The sequence below is a fragment of the Streptomyces sp. BBFR2 genome (genome assembly GCF_044497305.1).
Lineage (GTDB): Bacteria > Actinomycetota > Actinomycetes > Streptomycetales > Streptomycetaceae > Streptomyces.
Genome location: NZ_CP172415.1, coordinates 4,145,492 through 4,164,830 on the forward strand (window position 1 = coordinate 4,145,492; position 19,339 = coordinate 4,164,830).

At 74.0% G+C, this 19,339-nt stretch carries 14 protein-coding genes; 7 read left to right on the forward strand and 7 right to left on the reverse strand.

Features of this window, described 5'->3' with window-relative positions; genetic code table 11:
- Positions 1 to 73: 73 nt before the first annotated feature.
- Together ACGH2B_RS16780 and ACGH2B_RS16785 are read left to right on the forward strand one after the other, a co-directional pair.
- Complete coding sequence (locus ACGH2B_RS16780; protein WP_399089687.1) at positions 74 to 1,399, forward strand: amidohydrolase; 1,326 nt, start codon at positions 74 to 76, stop codon at positions 1,397 to 1,399.
- Between the two features lie 441 nt (positions 1,400 to 1,840).
- A complete protein-coding gene (locus ACGH2B_RS16785) occupies positions 1,841 to 2,947 on the forward strand; it encodes a MerR family transcriptional regulator (RefSeq protein ID WP_399089690.1) in 1,107 nt (368 codons plus the stop codon).
- A 422-nt stretch (positions 2,948 to 3,369) separates the two neighbouring features.
- Here the strand turns inward: ACGH2B_RS16785 and ACGH2B_RS16790 are convergent, their stop codons facing one another.
- Complete coding sequence (locus tag ACGH2B_RS16790) at positions 3,370 to 4,680, reverse strand: MFS transporter (protein WP_399089693.1); 1,311 nt, start codon at positions 4,678 to 4,680, stop codon at positions 3,370 to 3,372.
- A 675-nt stretch (positions 4,681 to 5,355) separates the two neighbouring features.
- On the opposite strand from ACGH2B_RS16790, the gene ACGH2B_RS16795 reads away from it, so the two are divergent.
- The gene (locus ACGH2B_RS16795) at positions 5,356 to 5,889 is read left to right on the forward strand and encodes an AMP-binding protein (RefSeq protein WP_399089695.1); all 534 of its coding nucleotides are present in this window, start codon (positions 5,356 to 5,358) and stop codon (positions 5,887 to 5,889) included.
- A 642-nt stretch (positions 5,890 to 6,531) separates the two neighbouring features.
- A complete protein-coding gene (locus tag ACGH2B_RS16800; RefSeq protein WP_399089698.1) occupies positions 6,532 to 6,936 on the forward strand; it encodes a hypothetical protein in 405 nt (134 codons plus the stop codon).
- A 40-nt stretch (positions 6,937 to 6,976) separates the two neighbouring features.
- Here ACGH2B_RS16800 and mscL read toward each other — a convergent pair whose 3' ends face one another.
- The 5 genes from mscL to ACGH2B_RS16825 all read right to left on the reverse strand — a co-directional run bounded on the left by mscL (position 6,977) and on the right by ACGH2B_RS16825 (position 12,875).
- Positions 6,977 to 7,483, reverse strand: coding sequence for a large conductance mechanosensitive channel protein MscL (mscL, locus tag ACGH2B_RS16805; protein ID WP_399089701.1), 507 nt, complete (start codon positions 7,481 to 7,483; stop codon positions 6,977 to 6,979).
- 886 nt (positions 7,484 to 8,369) lie between these two features.
- Positions 8,370 to 9,203, reverse strand: a complete 834-nt coding sequence (locus ACGH2B_RS16810) for an S-methyl-5'-thioadenosine phosphorylase (RefSeq protein WP_399089704.1) — start codon at positions 9,201 to 9,203, stop codon at positions 8,370 to 8,372.
- Positions 9,204 to 9,282: 79 nt separating this feature from the next.
- Entirely contained in the window at positions 9,283 to 9,630 is a 348-nt protein-coding gene (locus tag ACGH2B_RS16815) for an FmdB family zinc ribbon protein (protein WP_399089707.1), read from the reverse strand.
- A gap of 69 nt (positions 9,631 to 9,699) precedes the next feature.
- Positions 9,700 to 11,010: an MFS transporter gene (locus ACGH2B_RS16820; protein WP_399089710.1), complete on the reverse strand. Its 1,311-nt coding sequence runs from the start codon at positions 11,008 to 11,010 to the stop codon at positions 9,700 to 9,702.
- A 281-nt stretch (positions 11,011 to 11,291) separates the two neighbouring features.
- A complete protein-coding gene (locus ACGH2B_RS16825) occupies positions 11,292 to 12,875 on the reverse strand; it encodes a potassium/proton antiporter (protein WP_399097068.1) in 1,584 nt (527 codons plus the stop codon).
- 201 nt (positions 12,876 to 13,076) lie between these two features.
- Here ACGH2B_RS16825 and ACGH2B_RS16830 point away from each other — a divergent pair, with 201 nt between their 5' ends.
- Positions 13,077 to 15,797, forward strand: coding sequence for a penicillin acylase family protein (locus tag ACGH2B_RS16830; RefSeq protein ID WP_399089713.1), 2,721 nt, complete (start codon positions 13,077 to 13,079; stop codon positions 15,795 to 15,797).
- 622 nt (positions 15,798 to 16,419) lie between these two features.
- On the opposite strand, the gene ACGH2B_RS16835 is transcribed toward ACGH2B_RS16830, so the two are convergent.
- Positions 16,420 to 17,007 (reverse strand): 5-formyltetrahydrofolate cyclo-ligase, encoded by a 588-nt coding sequence (locus tag ACGH2B_RS16835; protein WP_399089716.1) that lies wholly within the window; start codon positions 17,005 to 17,007, stop codon positions 16,420 to 16,422.
- An 87-nt stretch (positions 17,008 to 17,094) separates the two neighbouring features.
- On the opposite strand from ACGH2B_RS16835, the gene galU reads away from it, so the two are divergent.
- On the forward strand, positions 17,095 to 17,997 hold the full coding sequence (galU, locus tag ACGH2B_RS16840) for a UTP--glucose-1-phosphate uridylyltransferase GalU (protein ID WP_399089719.1): 903 nt from the start codon (positions 17,095 to 17,097) through the stop codon (positions 17,995 to 17,997).
- 4 nt (positions 17,998 to 18,001) lie between these two features.
- Entirely contained in the window at positions 18,002 to 19,318 is a 1,317-nt protein-coding gene (gene glp / locus ACGH2B_RS16845; protein ID WP_399089722.1) for a gephyrin-like molybdotransferase Glp, read from the forward strand.
- Positions 19,319 to 19,339 lie beyond the last annotated feature (21 nt).

Here is a 19,339-nt window from a genome sequence, read left to right on the forward strand (position 1 = left end):
GGCGCCGGGTTCGCGCCGTACGGAGGTGGCCGGTAGAGATGCCCGGACAGCCGGACCGTGATCGAATACGTGTATGGGCCACCGTGATGAGGATCGTGAGAACAGGACCGATGCCGCCGCCGGGAGCGAAGGCGGGAGGGGACCCGCCGGCGCGGACGCCACCGCGGACCGGGACGCCGTACTCGCCCCGCTCGACGCCCGCCTGGACGATCTGGTGGCGCTCTACGAGGACCTGCACCGCCACCCCGAACTCTCCTTCCAGGAGACCCGCACGGCCGCCGAGGCCGCACGGCGCCTGACGTCCTGGGGGTACGACGTCACCACAGGGATAGCCGGGACCGGTGTCACCGGGGTGCTGCGCAACGGGTCGGGGCCGGTGGTGCTGCTGCGCGCCGACATGGACGCGCTGCCGGTCGCCGAGGAGACCGGTCTGCCGTACGCGTCGACCGTGCCCGGGGTCATGCACGCCTGCGGGCACGATGTGCACGTCAGTTGTCTGCTGGGCGCCGCCGACCTGCTGGCGGCGGGGCGATCGCACTGGTCGGGGACGCTGGTCGTGCTCTTCCAGCCCGCCGAGGAGAGCGGCGGCGGCGCCCGCGCGATGCTGGAAGCCGGGCTCTACACCGAGGGGATCGTGCCGACGCCGGATGTGGTGCTGGCCCAGCATGTCGCCCCCTTCGGCGCGGGGCTGATCGCGTACTGCCCCGGGGTGTGCATGGCGGCGGCCGACAGCCTGGAGATCACCTTCCACGGCAGCGGCGGTCACGGCTCCCGGCCGGAGACCACCGTCGACCCGATCGTGATGGCGGCGTCGTTCGTCCAGCGGGTGCAGTCGGTGGTGGCGCGCGAAGTGGCGCCCGGCGAGCGGGCGGTGGTCACCGTCGGCTCGTTCCGCGCCGGTGACAGCGCCAACGTCATCCCCGACCGTGCCCAGGTCAAGCTCAGCGTCCGCACCTTCGACGAGGCCGTACGGTCCCGGGTGCTGGACGCCATCGACCGGATCGCGCGGGCGGAGGCGGAGGCGTCGGGGGCGAAGCGGGCTCCGGAGACCGTGGTCCTGGACGCCTTCCCGGTGACCTTCAACGACGCGCGGACGCTGCGGCAGGTCAACTCGGCTCTCACCGGACTCTTCGGTGAGCAGCGGCTGTTCGCGTACGACCCGGCGTCGGGCAGTGAGGACGCGGGGCTGCTGGCGACGGCCGCCGGGGCGCCGCTCTACTACTGGTGGCTGGGCGGCTGGGAGCCGGCGGCGTTCCATGCGGCGTTCGCCGCCGGGCGGCTGGCGCAGGACATCCCCTCCAACCACTCGGCGCGCTTCGCGCCCGTCCCCCGCCCGACCCTGACCATGGGCGTCCAGGCCCTCACGACGGCAGCGCTGAGCAGGCTCGAAGCGGCGTAGCGGAAGCTGTCCGGTGGGTCGATCCCGACGCGGGCCGGGGCGTCGCGCGGGTGCCGGGGTGTGTCGTGCCGTGGCCGATGCGACCCGGCCCCGGGCGGTGCTGCGGGGCGGCGCGGGGGCGCGCACCGGAGCCGGTGCGGGACGGCGGGTCCGGGGTGTGGCGACGCGGACCGGCGCCGGGGCTGCCCCTGCCGCGGGGCCATCCGCCGCTTGGCCCGGCCCCGGCACCGTTCGTCCCGGCAGCCCCGGCAGCCCCGGCAGCCCCGGCAGCCCCGGCAGCCCCGGCAGCCCCGGCAGGGGAAGGGATTGACCTTGCCCTTGGGGGAAGCCGCAGCATCGGTGGAGCCGGGCGACGGACCCGGCGCGAGGAGGACGGCCGGGCACCCGGGCCGGGCGGCTGCCCGCCCCACGGCCCCCGGGCGGCCCGGGAAGGGACGGACGGTGACGGGGTACGGAGAGCGCGCGGAACCAGGGGCGGGGCTGCTGACGATCGGGGCGTTCGCCCGCGCCTGCCGGCTCTCGCCCAAGGCGCTGCGGCTCTACGACGACCTCGGCCTGCTGATCCCGGCGCACGTCGACCCGCTGAACGGCTACCGGCGTTACGCGCCCGCGCAGTTGGAACGGGCGCGGCTGGTCGCCTGGCTGCGGCGGTTGGGGATGCCGCTGGCCCGTATCCGGGAGGTGTGCGCCCTGCCCCCGGACGGGGCGGCCACCGCCGTCGCGGCGTACTGGGAACAGGTCGAGGCCGACACCGCCGACCGCCGGGACCTGGCCTTCTTCCTCGTCGATCACCTGACCCGGAAGGGCTCCACCATGACGACCACTCCCTCCCCCGTGACGCTGCGGGCCGCGGCCCTGACCGACGGCGGGCTCGTCCGTACCGCCAACCAGGACGCGGTCCACGCGGGGCGGCGCCTGCTCGCCGTCGCCGACGGATACGGAGCGGACGGCGGCCGGGCGGCGGTCACCGCGCTCGCCGAACTGACGGCCCTTGAGGCGCGCGACCTCGCGCCCGCGGACCTTCTCGGCGCGCTGGAGGAGGCCGCGCACCGCGCCAACCGCGCGGTCCAGCGGCTCGGCGCCGAGGGCGCGGCGGAGGCGGGCTGCACCCTGACGGCGCTGCTGCGCGCCGGGGCCCGGCTGGCGTTGCTGCACATCGGGGACTCGCGCGGCTACGTGCTGCGGGGCGCCGGGCTGGTGCGGCTGACCCATGACCACAGCTTCGTGCAGTCCCTCATCGACGAGGGGCGGCTCACCCCGGAGGAGGCGCCCGGACATCCGCAGCGCGGGCTGCTGACCCGCGCCCTCGACGGCGGTGAGGCGTTCGCCCCCGAGCTGCGGCTGCTGGACGCGCGCCCCGGTGAGCGGTACCTGCTCTGCACCGACGGACTCCACACCGTCCTGCCGCCCGCCATCCTCCAGGAGGTACTGACCGCCGCGCCCGGCCCCGAAGAGGCCGTACGCGAACTGGTCGCACGGGCGCGGGAGGCAGGCGCTCCGGACAACATCGGCTGCGTGGTCGCCGACACCGCCGCGCCGGACGCCTGACCCCGTGGAGTGCGGTGGACGCGGCGGAAACCGCAACCACCGCCATGCCCGGCGCGGGTCACGACACCACTCGCGCCACTCGCGCCGGGAGCCTCCGGGCTCGCCGGGGCGGGGCCGGGCAGCTCCGCGTTCACTCGGATCGCGCCGGACGGCCTCGAGCCCGCCTGCGCCATGTCGGATGGCCTCGAGCCCGCCCGCGCCACGTCGGACGGCCTCATCTCCGCTCGCACCGCGCCGACCACTGCTGCGGCTGTCCGCTCCGAGCCGATCCGCCCACCGACCACTCGTCAGCTTCCTCATGTCCCACCCCCGTTGCCAACCCTGCGTAACTTTCCGCGTGATGTCGCTAACGCAGCGTACGACCGCCGGCCCGCGCCGCGCTGAGCCTGTGGATAACTTCGCGCGAGGCCGTGCGGCGGTCCTCACCGGCCGGAGCGGCGGTCATTCCGCGCCGCCTCCCCTCCTCTTCGCGGTCGGCGCAGGGCCCGGAGGGCGGACGGGGCAGCCAGGGCGATCGCCGTCGTCAGACAGGCCGCACCGAGGAAGGCGGGGCGGGGGCCCTCGTCCGGGAGCGGCAGGGCGAGGCCCAGACCTGCGGTGACGGTCAGGACCGCCTTGGTCACCCCGGCGGCGGTGCCCGCCCCGTCGGCCGCGGCCAGGGCCTGCGTACCGGTGAGGGCCAGGGCACCTGCCGTCCCCAGGGCGGCCGCCGCGACCGTGGCCGCCACCAGGACCGGCAGCGGATCCGTACCACTCCGGGACAGCGCCCCCGACGCGACGGCCGCCACGGCCAGACAGCCCGCCATCACCGCGGGTCCGGCCGTCGGCCGCACCCGCCCGGCGACCGGGCCGCCTGCCGCCAGTGCACCGGCCGGGGCCAGGAACGCCAGGCCAGCGGCGGCCGGTGACAGTCCGGCGGCCCGTTCCAGCAACTGCGGCACGGTGAAGAGCAGGGCCACCGTCGCCGCGTTGGCCACCGCCCCCGAGGCCGTCAGCCGGAGATACCGGCCGTCGTGGAGCAACGCCGGGTCCAGGAGCGGTGCCGTCCGGCGCGCCCGGTGGACGCAGCCGGCGCCCAGTACCACCGCGGCGCCCCACCAGGCCCACCACCAGGGGCCGCCGCCCAGGCCGAGCGCCAGCGAGGCGCAGGCACCCGTGGCGGCCACCGCGCCCACCACATCCGGCCGGGCCGCGTCCCGCCCGGCCGGCCCCGGGACGTGCGGTGCGGTGGGGCGCCGGGCGACCGCCGCGGCGGCCAGCGCCGGGAGCGCCGTCAGCCAGAAGACGGCCCGCCAGGAGCCGTACTGCGTGGCCGCGCCGCCCATGAACGGGCCGCAGGCGGTGGCGAGTCCGGCCAGCCCCAGGGCGCGACCGGTCATCCGCTGTCCCCGGGGCCCGGGAAAGACCCGGGTCAGCAGCGCCAGCCCGTTCGGCATGATCAGCGCGGCGCCCGCCCCCTGGCACACCCGGGCCGCCACCAGGAGCGGCAGCGTCGGCGCTAGGGCGCACGCGACGGCCGCCGCGGCGAACAGCAGCAGCCCGGCGCGGAACATCCGGCGCCCGCCGTACGCGTCGCCGAGCCGCCCGGCAAGAGGCATCAGCGCCCCGGCCGCCAGGAGATAACCACCGCTCACCGCGCGTCCGAGGGCCGCCGGCCCCGGCAGGTCGTCCCGGATGACGGGCAGCGCGACATGCAGCGCGAACGCGTCCAGTTGAACGCAGAACGCACCCATCGCCACTGCGGCCGGTGCCCACCACCCGCCCGGACCAGGGCCGTGCGGCGGCAGAGGCGGCGGTTCGTACGGGGGAGCGGGCATACGGGGCGGCCTTTCGTACGGGCGCGCGTGCGAGGCGCGCGGCATCGGTGAACGCGCCGGGGCGCGAGGGCGCGCACCCGGAGCGGCCGGAGTACGGGGCGACATCCGTCGCGGGGGAGGGGATTGGGGCCCGGAGCGAGGGGCAGAAGGGGCGGGCCGGACCTACGCGGAGCGGCGGCGGTCCGGAACGAGGCGGGATCCCGCCGGGCGACCGGACACGGAGCGCGGTCGAGAACCCGAGATCAGGCGCGGCGCCGGAAGGTACGGGCGCGGAGAGCCAGGATCCGGCCGTGGAAGAGGGGGCAGCGGAGCCTGGAAGAGGCGGGAGCGGAGCGTTGGAATCCGGTCCGGAAGATACGGTGCGGACCCGGCTCGGTGCGGAGCGGGGCGACCGGCGGCGGACGGCCGCAGTGTCCGCGGGGCGACGCCTTCCGGTAGCGTACCGGCCCGCGCCGTACCGGGTGCGCCGGTGGGGAACAGGCACCGGGAAAGGGCGGTGACCGCCCCGCCACGTCGGTGGCCGGGCGCGTACAACGGACGTTCAGCGATCGTTGATCGGCGATCTTCACACTGATCCGTATGTTGCGCCGTGTGACCTCAGAGCATGCAGATGGCCCCAGCGAGCCGCGGGGTGGCCGCCGGCCGGGCGGCTCGCGGCCCGCGCTGACCTGGTCCGGGGAGCCTGGCCGGCTGGAGGAGTTGACCCACGGCATGCTCCTCGACCGGGCGGAGCGGGCCGCGGCCGCGCTGCGCCGCCTCGGCGCCGTCGCCGGCGGCCGGGTCGCCGTCCATCTGCCGCTGGTCCCGGAATCAGTGATCGTCACACTCGCCTGCGGGCAGTTGGACGCCATCCGGGTCACGCTCCCGGTGCAGCTCACCGCCCCGCAACTCGCCTCCCGTATACGGGAGACGCGCGCCCAGGTACTGATCACCGCGGATGCGGCGTTCTGGGAAGGGGCCGTCCACCCCGTGAAGCCGGTCCTGGACCGGGCCCTGAACCATGCCGACTGCCGGGACACGACGGCTCCCGCCACCCCCGTCCTCGTCGTCAGCCGCTGCGCCCGCCCGGTGGGCTGGACCCCGGGCCGCGACCACTGGTGGCACGAGGAGCTGGAACGGGACTGAGCCCCCGGTCCGCCCCCTACCCCGAGGGCGGGACCGCGCCCGGATGGCCCTCCGGGACATGCGGCCGTACCCCCGGGCCGGGCAGGGCCGCGGCGCGTACGGTGCCGTCTGCGCCGTCTGCGCCGCCGGTGCCGCCGGTGCGCGGGCGAGCAGCAGATGGCCGGTCGAGACCGATCCGGCGGGCACGGTGCACCGGACGGACGGCGGACGCGAAGCCGAGGGTGCCGGCCGTCAGGCAGCCGAGCATCGGCCCCGTGCCGCTGCCGACCGGCGGGCTGGCGGATCGGCGGTGCGCAGCGCCGCGAACACCCCGCCGTACGAGGCGATTTCCACGTTCACTCCCTGTACCCGGCCCGTCAGCCGCTTCCCTACGGCCCACCCCGGGGCCCGGCACCGCGCCGCGCCCGGAACGCGCGGCGCCCCTGCCCCGGCGAGGGTTGGCCCCGCCGTCGCCCAGGCACGTTCGGGCCGACGGTTCCCGGGAGCGCACCGGGGGCGGGCGCGGGGCACGGACGGTCGGTAGCCGGGCGGGCGCGACCGGCGCCGTGACGGTGCCGGGCCGCCCGGCCGCGCCCAGGACCTGGCCCGCACCTCGCCCCGGCCGCCCCGGGGCAACGCCGGGAGCGGCCGTACCCTGAGAGGGTGAGCACCACCCCCGCACCCGACCCGGCGGACCCCCAGGACCCGAGGCCCGCGCCCGTATCACCGGGCCCGGCCCCGGAGAGCGGCACGCCTGCCACCACGCCCGCCACCGGAAGCCGTGCCGAGGACCCGCGGCCGGAAGGCCGGGCGGACCAGGACGAATCGGCGGAGGACCGGCCGCCCCACGGCTCCGCCGACAGGCGGCCGGACCGGGACACCGACGAGGAGCGGGCGGCCGCCGCGCGCCGCCGCGCCCGTGCCGCGCTGATCTTCGACGATCCGCTCTCCCGCCGCTCGGACGACGACTCGGACCGCGGCTGGGGTGAGCGCCCCACGGGCGCCTCCGCCGACAGCGCCGCCGACCTCCGGCGCTTCCTCGACGAAAAACCGCCCCACCACCTCTGAACGAGGCGGTGGAGCGGTCCTGGTCGTCCGCGGGCTTCCGCTACGACTGTGTCTTCTGCGTGATGACCGTTCCGACGGCTTCCGACGCCGACGAGGAGGAGGAGCCGTTGCGCTGCGCGATCAGGGTGTCGCGGATCTGCGCCAGCAGCTCGACCTCGGTCGGCTCCGCCGGGCTGTCGTCCACCGGCTTGCGGGCGTCCACCCGCTCCTTCCACTTGTTCATCGGAAGGATCATGAGGAAGTAGACGACACCGGCGGTGATCAGGAACGTCAGCACCGCACTGAGGACCGAGCCCCACAGGATGTAGATCCCGTCGGTGAACTCGCCCGTCTTCTTGTCGACGACGCAGGTGGTGAGGCAGGTCTTGTAGTTGTCGAGGTTCTGCGAACCGAAGGCGCCGACGATCGGGTTGATCACGCCCTTGACCACCGCGTTCACGATGTTGGTGAAGGCCGCACCGACGACCACCGCCACCGCGAGTTCGATGACGTTGCCCCGCATCAGGAAGTCCTTGAATCCCTGCAGGACGCTCTTGCTCTCGCTCACCGGTCGGCCTTTCTCCATGTGCTCTACGGACGGTGCCCAAATAAACAGCACCGCAACTTACGTCAGGGCGGGGCAGCGGTGTCCAGCCGCCCCACACGAACCAGTGAGCGACCAGAGCGTCAGTACGGATCACATCCGGGGCGCCGGGGAAAAAACGGGCGCGCTCCGGGCGACATGCGGCAGCGACCCCGCCGCCCGGAAAAGTCTCGCGCGGCCGGGAAACGGATGCCACTCGATCTTGCCCCATGGACTACCGCCCCTCCGGCGCCGACGGTGAGGCGCATCCGGCACCGGACGGAGCCCCGCCCCCGTCCGATAACTCCCCGAATGCCCATGTCGCGGCCGTGATCGCGAGCCCCGCCGCGGTCAGCCGCCACCAGGCGGCCCGGCGCCACGGACGCCGCGCGCCACCGGGCCGCAGCGGCGGGAAGTGGGGCACCTCACACGGCGCGGGCGCGGGCAGCGGCACCGGAGGCGGGGCCGGGCGCAGGGCGTGCGGAGCGGACGGGAGGATCGGGGCGTGAGGCACGGGAACACCGCCTGCGGTGAGGGAACGGGACCGACGCCACCCACCGTGCCCGCTCTCCCCGCCCCGTGCGCGGGCCTGTGGACGGCCCCGGCGGATGGGGAAAACTCCGCCACCCGCCCGAGGGAACCGCCCCGAAGGCCACCACGGACCGGCCCGCGAGCCGGGCCTGCGCCCGCAAGCTCGCACCCGCAAGCCCGCACCCGCAAAACCGCGCCCGGAAGCCACATCTTCCCGGAAGGCCGTACCGGACCGGCCCCCCGGAAGGCCCGGCTCGCGCCCGTACCCGCAGGCCACGCGCGCCTCGGGAAGCCCGCCCCGGAGTCCGCTCGCGAGCCTCACCCGGGGCTCACGGCGCCCCTACGGCAGCTCGATCCCCAGCTCCCACCCGTCGTGCACAGCCGCGCATCCACAGCTCCGGTCGCCGGTGGCCGGGAGGGCGCCGACCGCGTCGAAGAGGACCTCGCGCAGCCGGCCGACGTTCTTCCCGAAGACTTCGAGGACGTCGTGGTGGGAGACGCCCTCGCCCGTCTCGGCGCCCGCGTCCAGGTCTGTGACCAGCGTCAACGAGGCGTAGCAGAGGCCCAGTTCGCGGGCGAGCGCGGCCTCGGGGTGGCCCGTCATGCCGACCACCGACCAGCCCTGGGCGGCGTGCCACCGGGACTCGGCGCGGCTGGAGAAGCGCGGCCCCTCGATCACCACGAGCGTGCCGCCGTCCACCGCGTCCCACTGACGGCCGCGCGCCGCCGTCAGCGCGGCGGCCCGGGCGCCGGGGCAGTACGGATCGGCGAACGGCAGGTGGAAGACGCGCGGAATGCTGCCGTCGGGGAGCGGGACACCGTCGAAGTACGTCTGGGCGCGCGTCTTGGTGCGGTCCACGACCTGGTCCGGAACGAGCAGCGTGCCCGGTCCGTACTCGGGGCGCAGCCCGCCCACCGCGCACGGGCCGAGGACCTGCCGGACGCCGACGGAGCGCAGCGCCCACAGGTTGGCGCGGTAGTTGATGCGGTGCGGCGGAAGGTGGTGGCCGCGCCCGTGACGGGGCAGGAAGGCGACCTGCCGGCCGGCGACCTCGCCGAGGAACAGGGAGTCGCTGGGGCTCCCGTAGGGGGTGTCCACCGTGATCTCGGTCACGTCGTCGAGGAAGGAGTAGAAACCCGATCCGCCGATGACGCCAATCTCCGCGTCAGCCATGCCGGTCAGCCTACGGGGTGCCCCGCACGCACCGGACCCCCGCCGTCGGTGCGACGGCGGGGGTCCGGGGAAGCGGGGATCAGGCGGCGGAGCTGCTGCTCGCCGAGGACGAGGTGCTGCTCGTCGACGAGGACGAGGAGCCGGTCGACGAGGTGGACGACGACTTCGTGTCCGAGCCGGAGCCGGACGAGGCGGAGTCGGACGTGCTCGTCGAGGAGGAGGACTTCGCCGGGCTGCTGCTGGACGACGCGCCGCGGCTGTCGTTGCGGTAGAAACCGGAGCCCTTGAAGACGATGCCGACCGCGGAGAACACCTTCTTGAGGCGTCCCTGGCAGCGGGGGCACTCGGTGAGCGCGTCGTCGGTGAACTTCTGCACCGCCTCGTGGCCCTGGCCGCACTCGGTGCACTGGTACTGGTAGGTCGGCACTGTGACTTCCTCCTGGCACTCTCACTCGATGAGTGCTAACGACGATCCATAGTGCAGTATTCCGGCGCGTCAGTCCACTGTGGCCGCCGTACGGTGACCGACCCCACGCTCCGCCGCGTCGTCTTCCGCCTCGCCCGAGGGCGCTCCGGACGGCGCCACCACCCGGCTCGTCCCCCGGGGCAGTAGCCGGGAGCGCAGCGTCAGCAGCACCGCGAACGCCAGCGCCGTACCGGCCAGCGGCACGAGGAAGCCGCTGCTCGGCGTGTACGCGTCGGCCAGCCGGCCCGCCGAGGTCGCGGCCGCCGCCTGGCCCAGCGCCACCGCGCCGGTCAGCCAGGTGAACGCCTCCGTACGGGCGCCCGCCGGGACCAGCGACTCCACCAGCGTGTAGCCGGTGATCAGCGCCGGGGCGATGCACAACCCGATGACCAGGCCGTTCGCCGCCAGCAGCGGCACCGCCGTGATCGCCCACAGCGGGACGGTCGCCAGCGCCAGCAGCCCGTACGCGACGAGCAGCCGGCGGCGCGGGCCGGTCTTCCAGGCGAGGGCGCCGCAGGCCACACCGGCCAGCATGTTGCCCGCCGCGAAGATGCCGTAGAGGACGCCGTTGATGCCGGGGCGGCCGATGTCCTGGGTGAACGCGGTCAGCGTGACCTGCATGCCGCCGAAGACGGCGCCGATGCCGAGGAACGCCACGATCAGCACCCGCACCCCGGGGACCGACAGCGCCGAGACGTGCGGCGCGTCCCCCGGGCGGTCGCGGTGGACCGGCGGCTGGCTGCGCCGCTGCGCCGCGAAGAGCAGTCCGCCGGCCAGCGTCAGCGCCGCCTCGGCGATCAGTCCGGCCGCCGGGTGGACGCCGGTGCACAGCGCCGTGGCCAGCACCGGACCGACGACGAAGGTGAACTCGTCGGTGACCGATTCGAACGCCGCCGCCGTCGGCATCAGCGGGCTGCCGCCCAGCCGCGCCGCCCACCGGGCCCGCACCATCGGGCCGACCTGCGGCGTCGAGGCACCGGTGGGCACCGCGACGGCGAGCAGCGCCCACAGGGGCGCGTGCGAGAGGGCCAGCGCGATCAGCGCGGCGATACCCGCGACGTGCACCAGCACGCCGGGCAGCAGCACCGCGCGCTGCCCGAACCGGTCGGCGAGCTTGCCGCTCTGCGGGGCGAACAGCGCCATCGCGACGCCGGTGGTCGCCGAGACCGTACCGGCGGTGCCGTAGGAGCCGGTGGTGTGCTCCACCAGCAGGACGATGGAGATCGTCAGCATGGCGAAGGGCTGCCGGGCCAGGAAGCCGGGCAGGAGGAAGGTCCACGCACCGGGGGTGCGCAGCAGTTGTCCGTATCCGGGACGGGAGTCCTTGACCGCGGATGCCACGGCCGGGCCTTTCTGCCGCCTGGTAGCGCACGACCGCGAGTGCTCACGGGTGGTGCGCCGAGAGCTGTCCTCTCGCGCAGGACCGAGTGATACCGCGTGGCCCGCACCGGGCCGCGGCCGCCGAGCGGTCGCGCCAGCTCTGCATCAGGCAGAGTGGTGTGGTGATGTGCTGAAGGGATTGTACAGGCCGGTAGGTGTACGGCCCTGGGATCGGCCGGGGCCGGACGGGGTTCTCCTTCGGAATCGGTGGTGCGCCGCCCGCCGGGGCGGCGCACCGGCCGTCAGTCGCGGTGCGGGCGGCGCCGGTCCGTACCGTGCCCGGCGGTGGCGGGCGTCTTCCGCCGCCACCCGTGGCGGCGCACCGCCTCGGCCGGCGCCTCCACCGCGGTGCCCAGCCAGCCGGCCAGCTTGCCGCCGGCGGAGACCGCCTGGAGCCGCTTCTCCGCCGCGTCGCGGACCTGGTCGGTGGCGACGACCAGCAGTTCGTCACCGTGCCGCAGCACCGTCGTCGGCGTCGGGACGAAGCTCTCGCCGTCGCGGACGACGAGGGTGACCGCGGCGCCGGCCGGCATCCGCAGCTCCCCTACCTCCACGCCGTGCATCCGGGAGGTGGCACTGATCGAGGTGGACAGCAGATGGCCGCGGAGCCGCTCCAGCGGTGCCGATTCGATGCCCAGGTCGGCCGCCTCCTCCTCGCCGAGCCGCAGCCGCCGCGCCAGCCACGGCAGCGTCGGGCCCTGGACGAGGGTGTAGACCACGACGAGGACGAAGACGATGTTGAAGACGCGTTCGCTGCCGGGCACCCGGCCCACCATCGGGATGGTGGCCAGGACGATGGGCACCGCACCGCGCAGTCCGGCCCAGGACAGCAGCGCCTCCTCCCGCCACGGCACCCGGAACGGCAACAGCCCGAGGAAGACCGACAGCGGCCGGGCCACCACCGTCAGGATCAGGCCGATCAGCAGCGCGGGCACGATGTCGTCGAGGAGGTTGTGCGGCGTCACCAGCAGGCCCAGCAGGACGAACATGCCGATCTGGCCTATCCAGCCGAGCCCTTCGGCGAACCCGCGGGTCGCCGCGGAGTGCGGCAGCTTGGCGTTGCCGAGGATCACCGCGGCCAGATAGACGGCGAGGAAGCCCGAGCCGTGCGCCAGCGCGCCCGCCGCGTACGCCGAGATCGCGATGGCCATGACGGCGATCGGGTACAGGCCCGAGGCGGGCAGCGCCACATGCCGCATCCCGTACGCGCCGAGCCAGCCGACGGTCAGGCCGACGGCCGCGCCGATCGCCAGCTCCAGGGCGATCTCGCCGATCAGGACGTACCAGTGCTCCACCGGACCGGCGGTGGAGAAGGCGACGACGAGGATGACCACCGGGGCGTCGTTGAAGCCGGACTCGGCCTCCAGGACACCCGTCAGGCGGGACGGCAGCGGTACCGAGCGCAGGACGGAGAAGACCGCGGCGGCGTCCGTCGAGGACACCACCGCGCCGACCAGCAGCGCCTGACGCCATTCCAGCCCGGCGAGGTAGTGCGCTCCGGTCGCGGTGACCCCCACGCTCACCGCGACGCCGAGCGTGGAGAGCAGCGCCGCCCGGGGCAGGGCGGGCCGGATCTCCTTCCACTTCGTCCCGAGACCGCCCTCGGCCAGGATCACGACCAGGGCGGCGTAGCCGAGAAGCTGTGTCAGCTCGGCGTTGCTGAAGTCCACGCCGCCCAGTCCGTCCTGCCCCAGGGCGATGCCTATCCCGAGGTAGATGAGCAGGCTGGGCAGCCCGCTGCGCGAGGAGAGCCGCACCGCGGCCACCGCGACGAGCAGTACGAGCGAGCAGATCAGCAGGAGTTGGTTGAGATGGTGGACAGTCAGGAGCTGGTCCTTCCGCGCGCGGTCCGGAGCCGGGTCCGGTGCCTTTCCGTGGCGTAATCCTTACCGTATCTAGTTACTGAGGCTAACAATTTACCATCGCTTGAACCTCGGATGCGCTGGTCATGACTCCGCGTAGGGGCCGCGCGACCCGTGCGCCTATGGTTGCTCCAGCACTCCCACCCTGCCCCTCGAAGGACAGAGATGCCCGCCAACAAGACCGGCCCAGCCCCCAAAAAGAAGAAGGGGCGGCGCGGCCGCCTCGTCGCCGTCGCGGTCGTGCTGCTGCTCGTGGCGGGCATCGCCTTCGGCGCCTTCTGGGGGGTGAACACCGTGCGGGCGTCGTTCCCGCAGACCACCGGGTCGCTCAAGCTCGCGGGGCTGACCGACCCCGTCGACGTCCGCCGCGACGCGCACGGCATACCCCAGATCTACGCCGACACCGATGAGGACCTCTTCCGCGCACAGGGCTACGTCCAGGCGCAGGACCGCTTCTGGGAGATGGACGTCCGCCGCCACATGACGGCCGGCCGCCTCTCCGAGATGTTCGGCAAGGACCAGGTCGACACCGACTCCTTCCTGCGCACCCTGGGCTGGCACCGCGTCGCACAGCGGGAGTACGACACCAAGCTGTCGCCGGCCACCAAGAAGTACCTCCAGGCGTACTCCGCGGGCGTCAACGCCTACCTCAAGGACCACGAGGGCTCCGCGCTCTCCCTGGAGTACGCGGCGCTGGACCTCCAGAACGACTACAAGCCCGAGCAGTGGACGCCCGTCGACTCGGTGGCCTGGCTCAAGGCCATGGCCTGGGACCTGCGCGGCAACATGCAGGACGAGATCGACCGCTCCCTGATGACGAGCCGGCTCGACGCGCGGCAGATCGCCGACCTGTATCCGGCCTACCCGTACAAGCGGAACAAGCCGATCGTCGAGGGCGGCGCGGTCAACCCCGTCACCAAGGAGTTCGACCCCAAGGGCCACGGCACCGGCACCACCGCGAACGGCACCCCCGGCGGCGCCGCCCAGAGCCTCCAGAAGCAGCTCTCCGCGCTCTCCACGTCGCTCGACAAGGTCCCGGCGCTGCTCGGCCCGAACGGCAACGGCATCGGCTCCAACTCCTGGGTCGTCGCCGGCTCCCACACCACCACCGGCAAGCCGCTGCTCGCCAACGACCCGCACCTCGCCCCGCAGATGCCCTCGCTCTGGTACCAGATGGGCCTGCACTGCCGCGCCACCGGCCCGAAGTGCAATTACGACGTGGCGGGCTACACCTTCTCCGGCATGCCCGGCGTGATCATCGGCCACAACCAGGACGTCTCCTGGGGCATGACCAACCTCGGCGCCGACGTCACCGACCTGTACCTGGAGAAGATCACCACCGACGGCTACCTCTACGACGGCCGCCACCGCCCCTTCACCACCCGCAAGGAGACCATCAAGGTCGCCGGCGGACCGAGCCACGAGATCACCGTCCGCTCCACCGCCAACGGCCCCCTCGTCTCCGACCGCGACGACGAGCTGGCCACCGTCGGCAAGCGGGCCCCCGTCGGCAACGCCGCCCCCGACCGCGGCGACGGCTACGCCATCTCGCTGCGCTGGACCGCGCTCGACCCCGGCAAGTCCATGGACGCCGTCTTCGAGCTGAACCGCGCCAAGGACTGGACGGACTTCCGCAAGGCCGCCGCCGACTTCGAGGTCCCCTCGCAGAACCTCATCTACGCCGACACCAAGGGCAACATCGGCTACCAGGCCCCCGGCCGCATCCCCGTCCGCGCCAAGGGTGACGGCTCCCTCCCGGCCCCCGGCTGGGACTCCGCCTACCGCTGGACCGGCACCATCCCGCAGTCCGCGCTGCCCTGGGAGTACAACCCCGCCCGCGGCTACATCGTCACCGCCAACCAGGCCGTCGTCGACGAGAAGAAGTACCCCTACCTCCTCACCAAGGACTGGGGCTACGGCGCCCGCAGCCAGCGGATCAACGACCTCATCGAGTCGAAGATCAAGGACGGCGGCAAGGTCTCCACGGACGACATGCAGAGCTTCCAGCAGGACAACAGCAGCCAGATCGCCCGGATCCTGACGCCGTACCTCACCAAGGTCAACATCTCCGACCCGTACGTCCGCGAGGCGCAGCAGCTCCTCGACGGCTGGGACTTCACCCAGGAGCCGGACTCCGCGGCCGCCGCCTACTTCAACGGCGTCTGGCGCAACCTCCTCAAGCTCGCCTTCGGCAACAAGATGCCCAAGGAGCTGCGGGTCAAGGGCGAGTGCCTGACCGTCCGTCCGGCCGCGGGCACCGGACCTGTCGAAGACCTCGACAAGTTCGTCCGCGAATGCGGTGAGCGCGCCCCCGACATGGCCCAGCCCGACGGCGGCGACCGCTGGTACGAGGTGGTCCGCTCGATCCTCGACGATCCGGACAACGCCTGGTGGAAGACGGCGGACCTGCCCGGCCACCCCGGTGCCGAGAACCGCGACCAGCTCCTCGCCCACGCCATGAAGGACGCCCGCTACGAGCTGACCTCCAAGCTGGGCAAGAACATCGACAACTGGACCTGGGGCCGCCTGCACCAGCTCTTCCTGAAGAACCAGACCCTCGGCACCGAGGGCCCCGGCTTCCTCCAGGGCCTCTTCAACCGCGGTCCGTGGAACGTCGGCGGCGGCGAGGCGGCGGTCAACGCCACCGGCTGGAACGCCTCCGGCGGCTACGGCGTCACCTGGGTCCCGTCGATGCGGATGGTCGTCAACCTCGCCGACCTCGACAAGTCCCGCTGGATCAACCTCACCGGCGCCTCCGGCCACGCCTACGACGCCCACTACTACGACCAGACCGACAAGTGGGCCAAGGGCGAACTCCTCCCCTGGGCCTTCGGCGAGGAAGCCGTCAAGAAGGGCACCAAGGACACCTTGACCCTCACCCCCTGACGGCCTCCGGCCCGTGAACCACGGCCCCGGCCTCCGACCGCGCGACGCGGCCGGGGGCCGGGGCCGTTTTCCGGACCGGCAGGGCGGGCTGTTCCGGTCGCCCGGATCGTTCCGGTCACTCGGGCCTGGGCCGGAGCGGGACGGATCCGGCCCCGGCCGAGGCGGCTTCCGTACGGCGGACCCGGCCCCGCACGGCGGACCCGGCCCCGCACGGCGGACCCGGCCCGCACGGCGGTCCCGCCGCGCAGGGCGGACCCGGGCAGCGCGGCCGAGGTCGAGGTGGCCCCTGCCCCTGCCCCGCGGCCTGACCCGAGGTGGCTCCTGCCCCGCGGCCCGGCCCGAGGCGGCTCCCGGCGGCCCGGTCCCGTATGACGGCCGGCCCCGGACGGCGGCTCGCCGGAGGTGGCGCCCGCCCCGGCCCCCCATGACGGCCCGGCCCCGTACGAGGGCCTGGGCCTGGACGCATGACGGCACCGCTCCGTACGGCGGCTCGCCCGAGGTGGCTGCGCAAGGCCCGCCCTGTCTCACCCGGCGGCCCGCCCCGCCTCACCTCGTGGCCCGGCTCCCGGCCTCCCTTTTCGGCCAACACGCAACGGCCGGAAAGCGCTACCCGAAGTCCGGCCTATGCCGTGAACCGCCACACCTCCGACGGTGTCACCGCCGCGTCCACCGGCCGGTCGTGCGCCTCCGCCGGTACCTCGTCCAGCACCTCGCCGTCGTACAGCAGCACCACCGTCGCCGGATGCGCCCCGGCCCGCTCCAGACGTGCCAGCACCCGGTCGTACGAGCCGCCGCCGCGCCCCAGCCGCACGCCGTTCCGGTCCACCGCGAGCCCCGGCAGCAGCACCGTGTCCGCCGCCGTCACCGCCTCGGGGCCCAGCCGTGGACCGGTCGGCTCCAGCAGCCCGCGACCCGCCTTGACCAGCCGTTCCGCGCCCTCGTACACCGCCCAGTCCAGGTCGTTGTCGGCCAGCAGCACCGGCAGCAGCACCCGCGTCCCCGCGCCGCGCAGCCGCTCCAGCAGCGCGCGGGTGGACGGCTCGCGCCCCACCGACACGTACGCCGCCACCGTCCGGGCGTCCGCCAGCTCCGTCAGCCCCTGTGCCCGGTGTGCGAGCCGGTCCCCGGAAACCGCCGCGACATCGGACGGCAACGCTCTTCTCACCTCCAGGAGACGCCGTCGCAACCTCTGTTTTCTACTGTGATCCACGCTCACCGTGTGGCCCCGCTCCCGCTCTCGGAGAGTGTTAACCGGACGCTCATCATCGTCGCGAACGGTCCGGTTATGGTGCTCCGCATGACCCCATCGCACCCCCGGATCAGCAAGGCTGTCATCCCGGCGGCCGGCCTCGGCACCCGCTTTCTGCCCGCCACGAAGGCCACGCCCAAGGAGATGCTGCCGGTCGTCGACAAGCCCGCCATCCAGTACGTGGTGGAGGAGGCGGCCGCCGCCGGACTCTCCGACGTCCTCATGGTGACCGGCCGCAATAAGCGGCCCCTGGAGGACCACTTCGACCGCAACTACGAGCTGGAAGAGGCGCTGCACCGCAAGGGCGACGAATCCCGCCTCGCCAAGGTCCAGGAGTCCAGCGACCTGGCGACCATGCACTACGTCCGCCAGGGCAACCCCAAGGGCCTGGGCCACGCCATCCTCTGCGCCGCCCCGCACGTCGGCGACCAGCCCTTCGCCGTCCTCCTCGGCGACGACCTCATCGACCCGCGCGACCCGTTGCTCCAGCGCATGATCGACATACAGGAGCGGCACGGCGGCTCCGTCATCGCCCTCATGGAGGTCGACCCGGCCCAGATCCACCTCTACGGCTGCGCCGCCGCCACCCCCACGGGCGACGACGACGTCGTGGTGGTCTCGGACCTCGTCGAGAAGCCCGACCCGGAGCACGCCCCCTCCAACCTCGCCATCATCGGCCGCTACGTCCTCGACCCGGCCGTCTTCGACGTGCTGCGCGAGACCGCCCCCGGCCGCGGCGGCGAGATCCAGCTCACCGACGCCCTCCAGACGCTCGCCGCCGACCCGTCCCTGGGCGGTCCGGTGCACGGCGTCGTCTTCAAGGGCCGCCGCTATGACACCGGCGACCGCGGCGATTACCTCCGTGCCATTGTCAGACTGGCATGCGAACGTGAGGACCTGGGCCCGGAGTTCCGGACCTGGCTGCGCAGTTACGTCACCGAGGAGTTGTAGGGCCTTGAGCGGTACCACCGACCCGACCCGCCGTCCGCACCGTGTCTGGTCGGTGGCCGGCCATCTCGACGACGTCCTCGCCAAGATCCGCCCCCTCGACCCGATCGAGCTGCAACTGCTCGACGCCCAGGGGTGCGTCCTGGTCGAGGACGTCACCGTTCCGGCCGCGCTCCCGCCGTTCGACAACAGCTCCATGGACGGCTACGCGGTCCGCGTCGCCGATGTCGAGGGCGCCACCGAGGAGTTCCCCGCCACCCTCACCGTCATCGGCGACGTCGCGGCGGGCAGCGGTGAGCTGCCCGCCGTCGGTCCCGGTCAGGCCGCCCGCATCATGACCGGCGCGCCCGTTCCGCCCGGCGCCGAGGCCGTCGTCCCCGTCGAGTGGACCGACGGCGGCAGCGGCGGCGGCCCCGCCGACTCCATGGCGGCCCACGGCGCGTCCCCCGCGGGCGCCTCCGGCGAGGTCCGGGTGCACCGCCCGGCCGCCGCCCGCGCCCACATCCGCGCCGCGGGCAGCGACGTCACCGCGGGCGAGCGCGTACTGCGTGCCGGTACCGTCCTCGGCCCGCCGCAGATCGGCCTGCTCGCCGCCATCGGCCGCGGCACCGTACGGGTCCGGCCCCGCCCCCGCGTCGTCGTCCTGTCCACCGGCAGCGAACTGGTCCAGCCCGGCGAGAGCCTGGGCCCCGGGCAGATCCACGACTCCAACAGCTTCCAGCTCACCGCCGCCGCCCGGGACGCCGGCGCCATCGCCTACCGCGTCGGCGCCGTCGCCGACGAACCGGACACCCTCCGCGCCACCTTGGAGGACCAGTTCATCCGCGCCGATCTGCTGGTCACCAGCGGCGGCGTCAGCGTCGGCGCGTACGACGTGGTCAAGGAGACGCTCACGGACCTCTCCGCCGAGGAGGGCACCGTCGAGTTCCGCCGGCTCGCCATGCAGCCCGGCAAACCCCAGGGCTTCGGCCTCCTCGGCCCCGACCGCATCCCGCTGCTCGCCCTCCCCGGCAATCCGGTCAGCGCGTACGTCTCCTTCGAACTCTTCGTCCGCCCCGCCATCCGCACGCTCATGGGCCTGCCCGACGTGCACCGCACCACCGTCCCCGCCGCGTGCACGGAGGCGATCACCGGCTCCCCGGAGGGCCGCCGCCAGTTCCTGCGCGGCTCCTACGACGCGGACGCCGGGACGGTCACCCCGGTCGGCGGCGCCGGCTCCCACCTCATCGGGGCGCTCGCCCAGGCCAACGCCCTGATCGTCGTCCCCGAGGACACCATCGGGGTCGACGCGGGCGAGAGCGTCGACGTCGTCCTGCTCGGGTAGCCGCCGCGCCCCAGGGGTACG

What these genes read in the sequence shown, in the direction of transcription:
- ACGH2B_RS16790 (WP_399089693.1), bottom strand. Translation starts at nt 4,680, where the DNA reads ATGGGTGCGTTCTGCGTTCAACTGGACGCGTTCGCGCTGCATGTCGCG.
- galU (WP_399089719.1), top strand. Translation starts at nt 17,095, where the DNA reads ATGACCCCATCGCACCCCCGGATCAGCAAGGCTGTCATCCCGGCGGCC.
- ACGH2B_RS16780 (WP_399089687.1), top strand. Translation starts at nt 74, where the DNA reads ATGGGCCACCGTGATGAGGATCGTGAGAACAGGACCGATGCCGCCGCC.
- ACGH2B_RS16830 (WP_399089713.1), top strand. Translation starts at nt 13,077, where the DNA reads ATGCCCGCCAACAAGACCGGCCCAGCCCCCAAAAAGAAGAAGGGGCGG.
- ACGH2B_RS16810 (WP_399089704.1), bottom strand. Translation starts at nt 9,203, where the DNA reads ATGGCTGACGCGGAGATTGGCGTCATCGGCGGATCGGGTTTCTACTCC.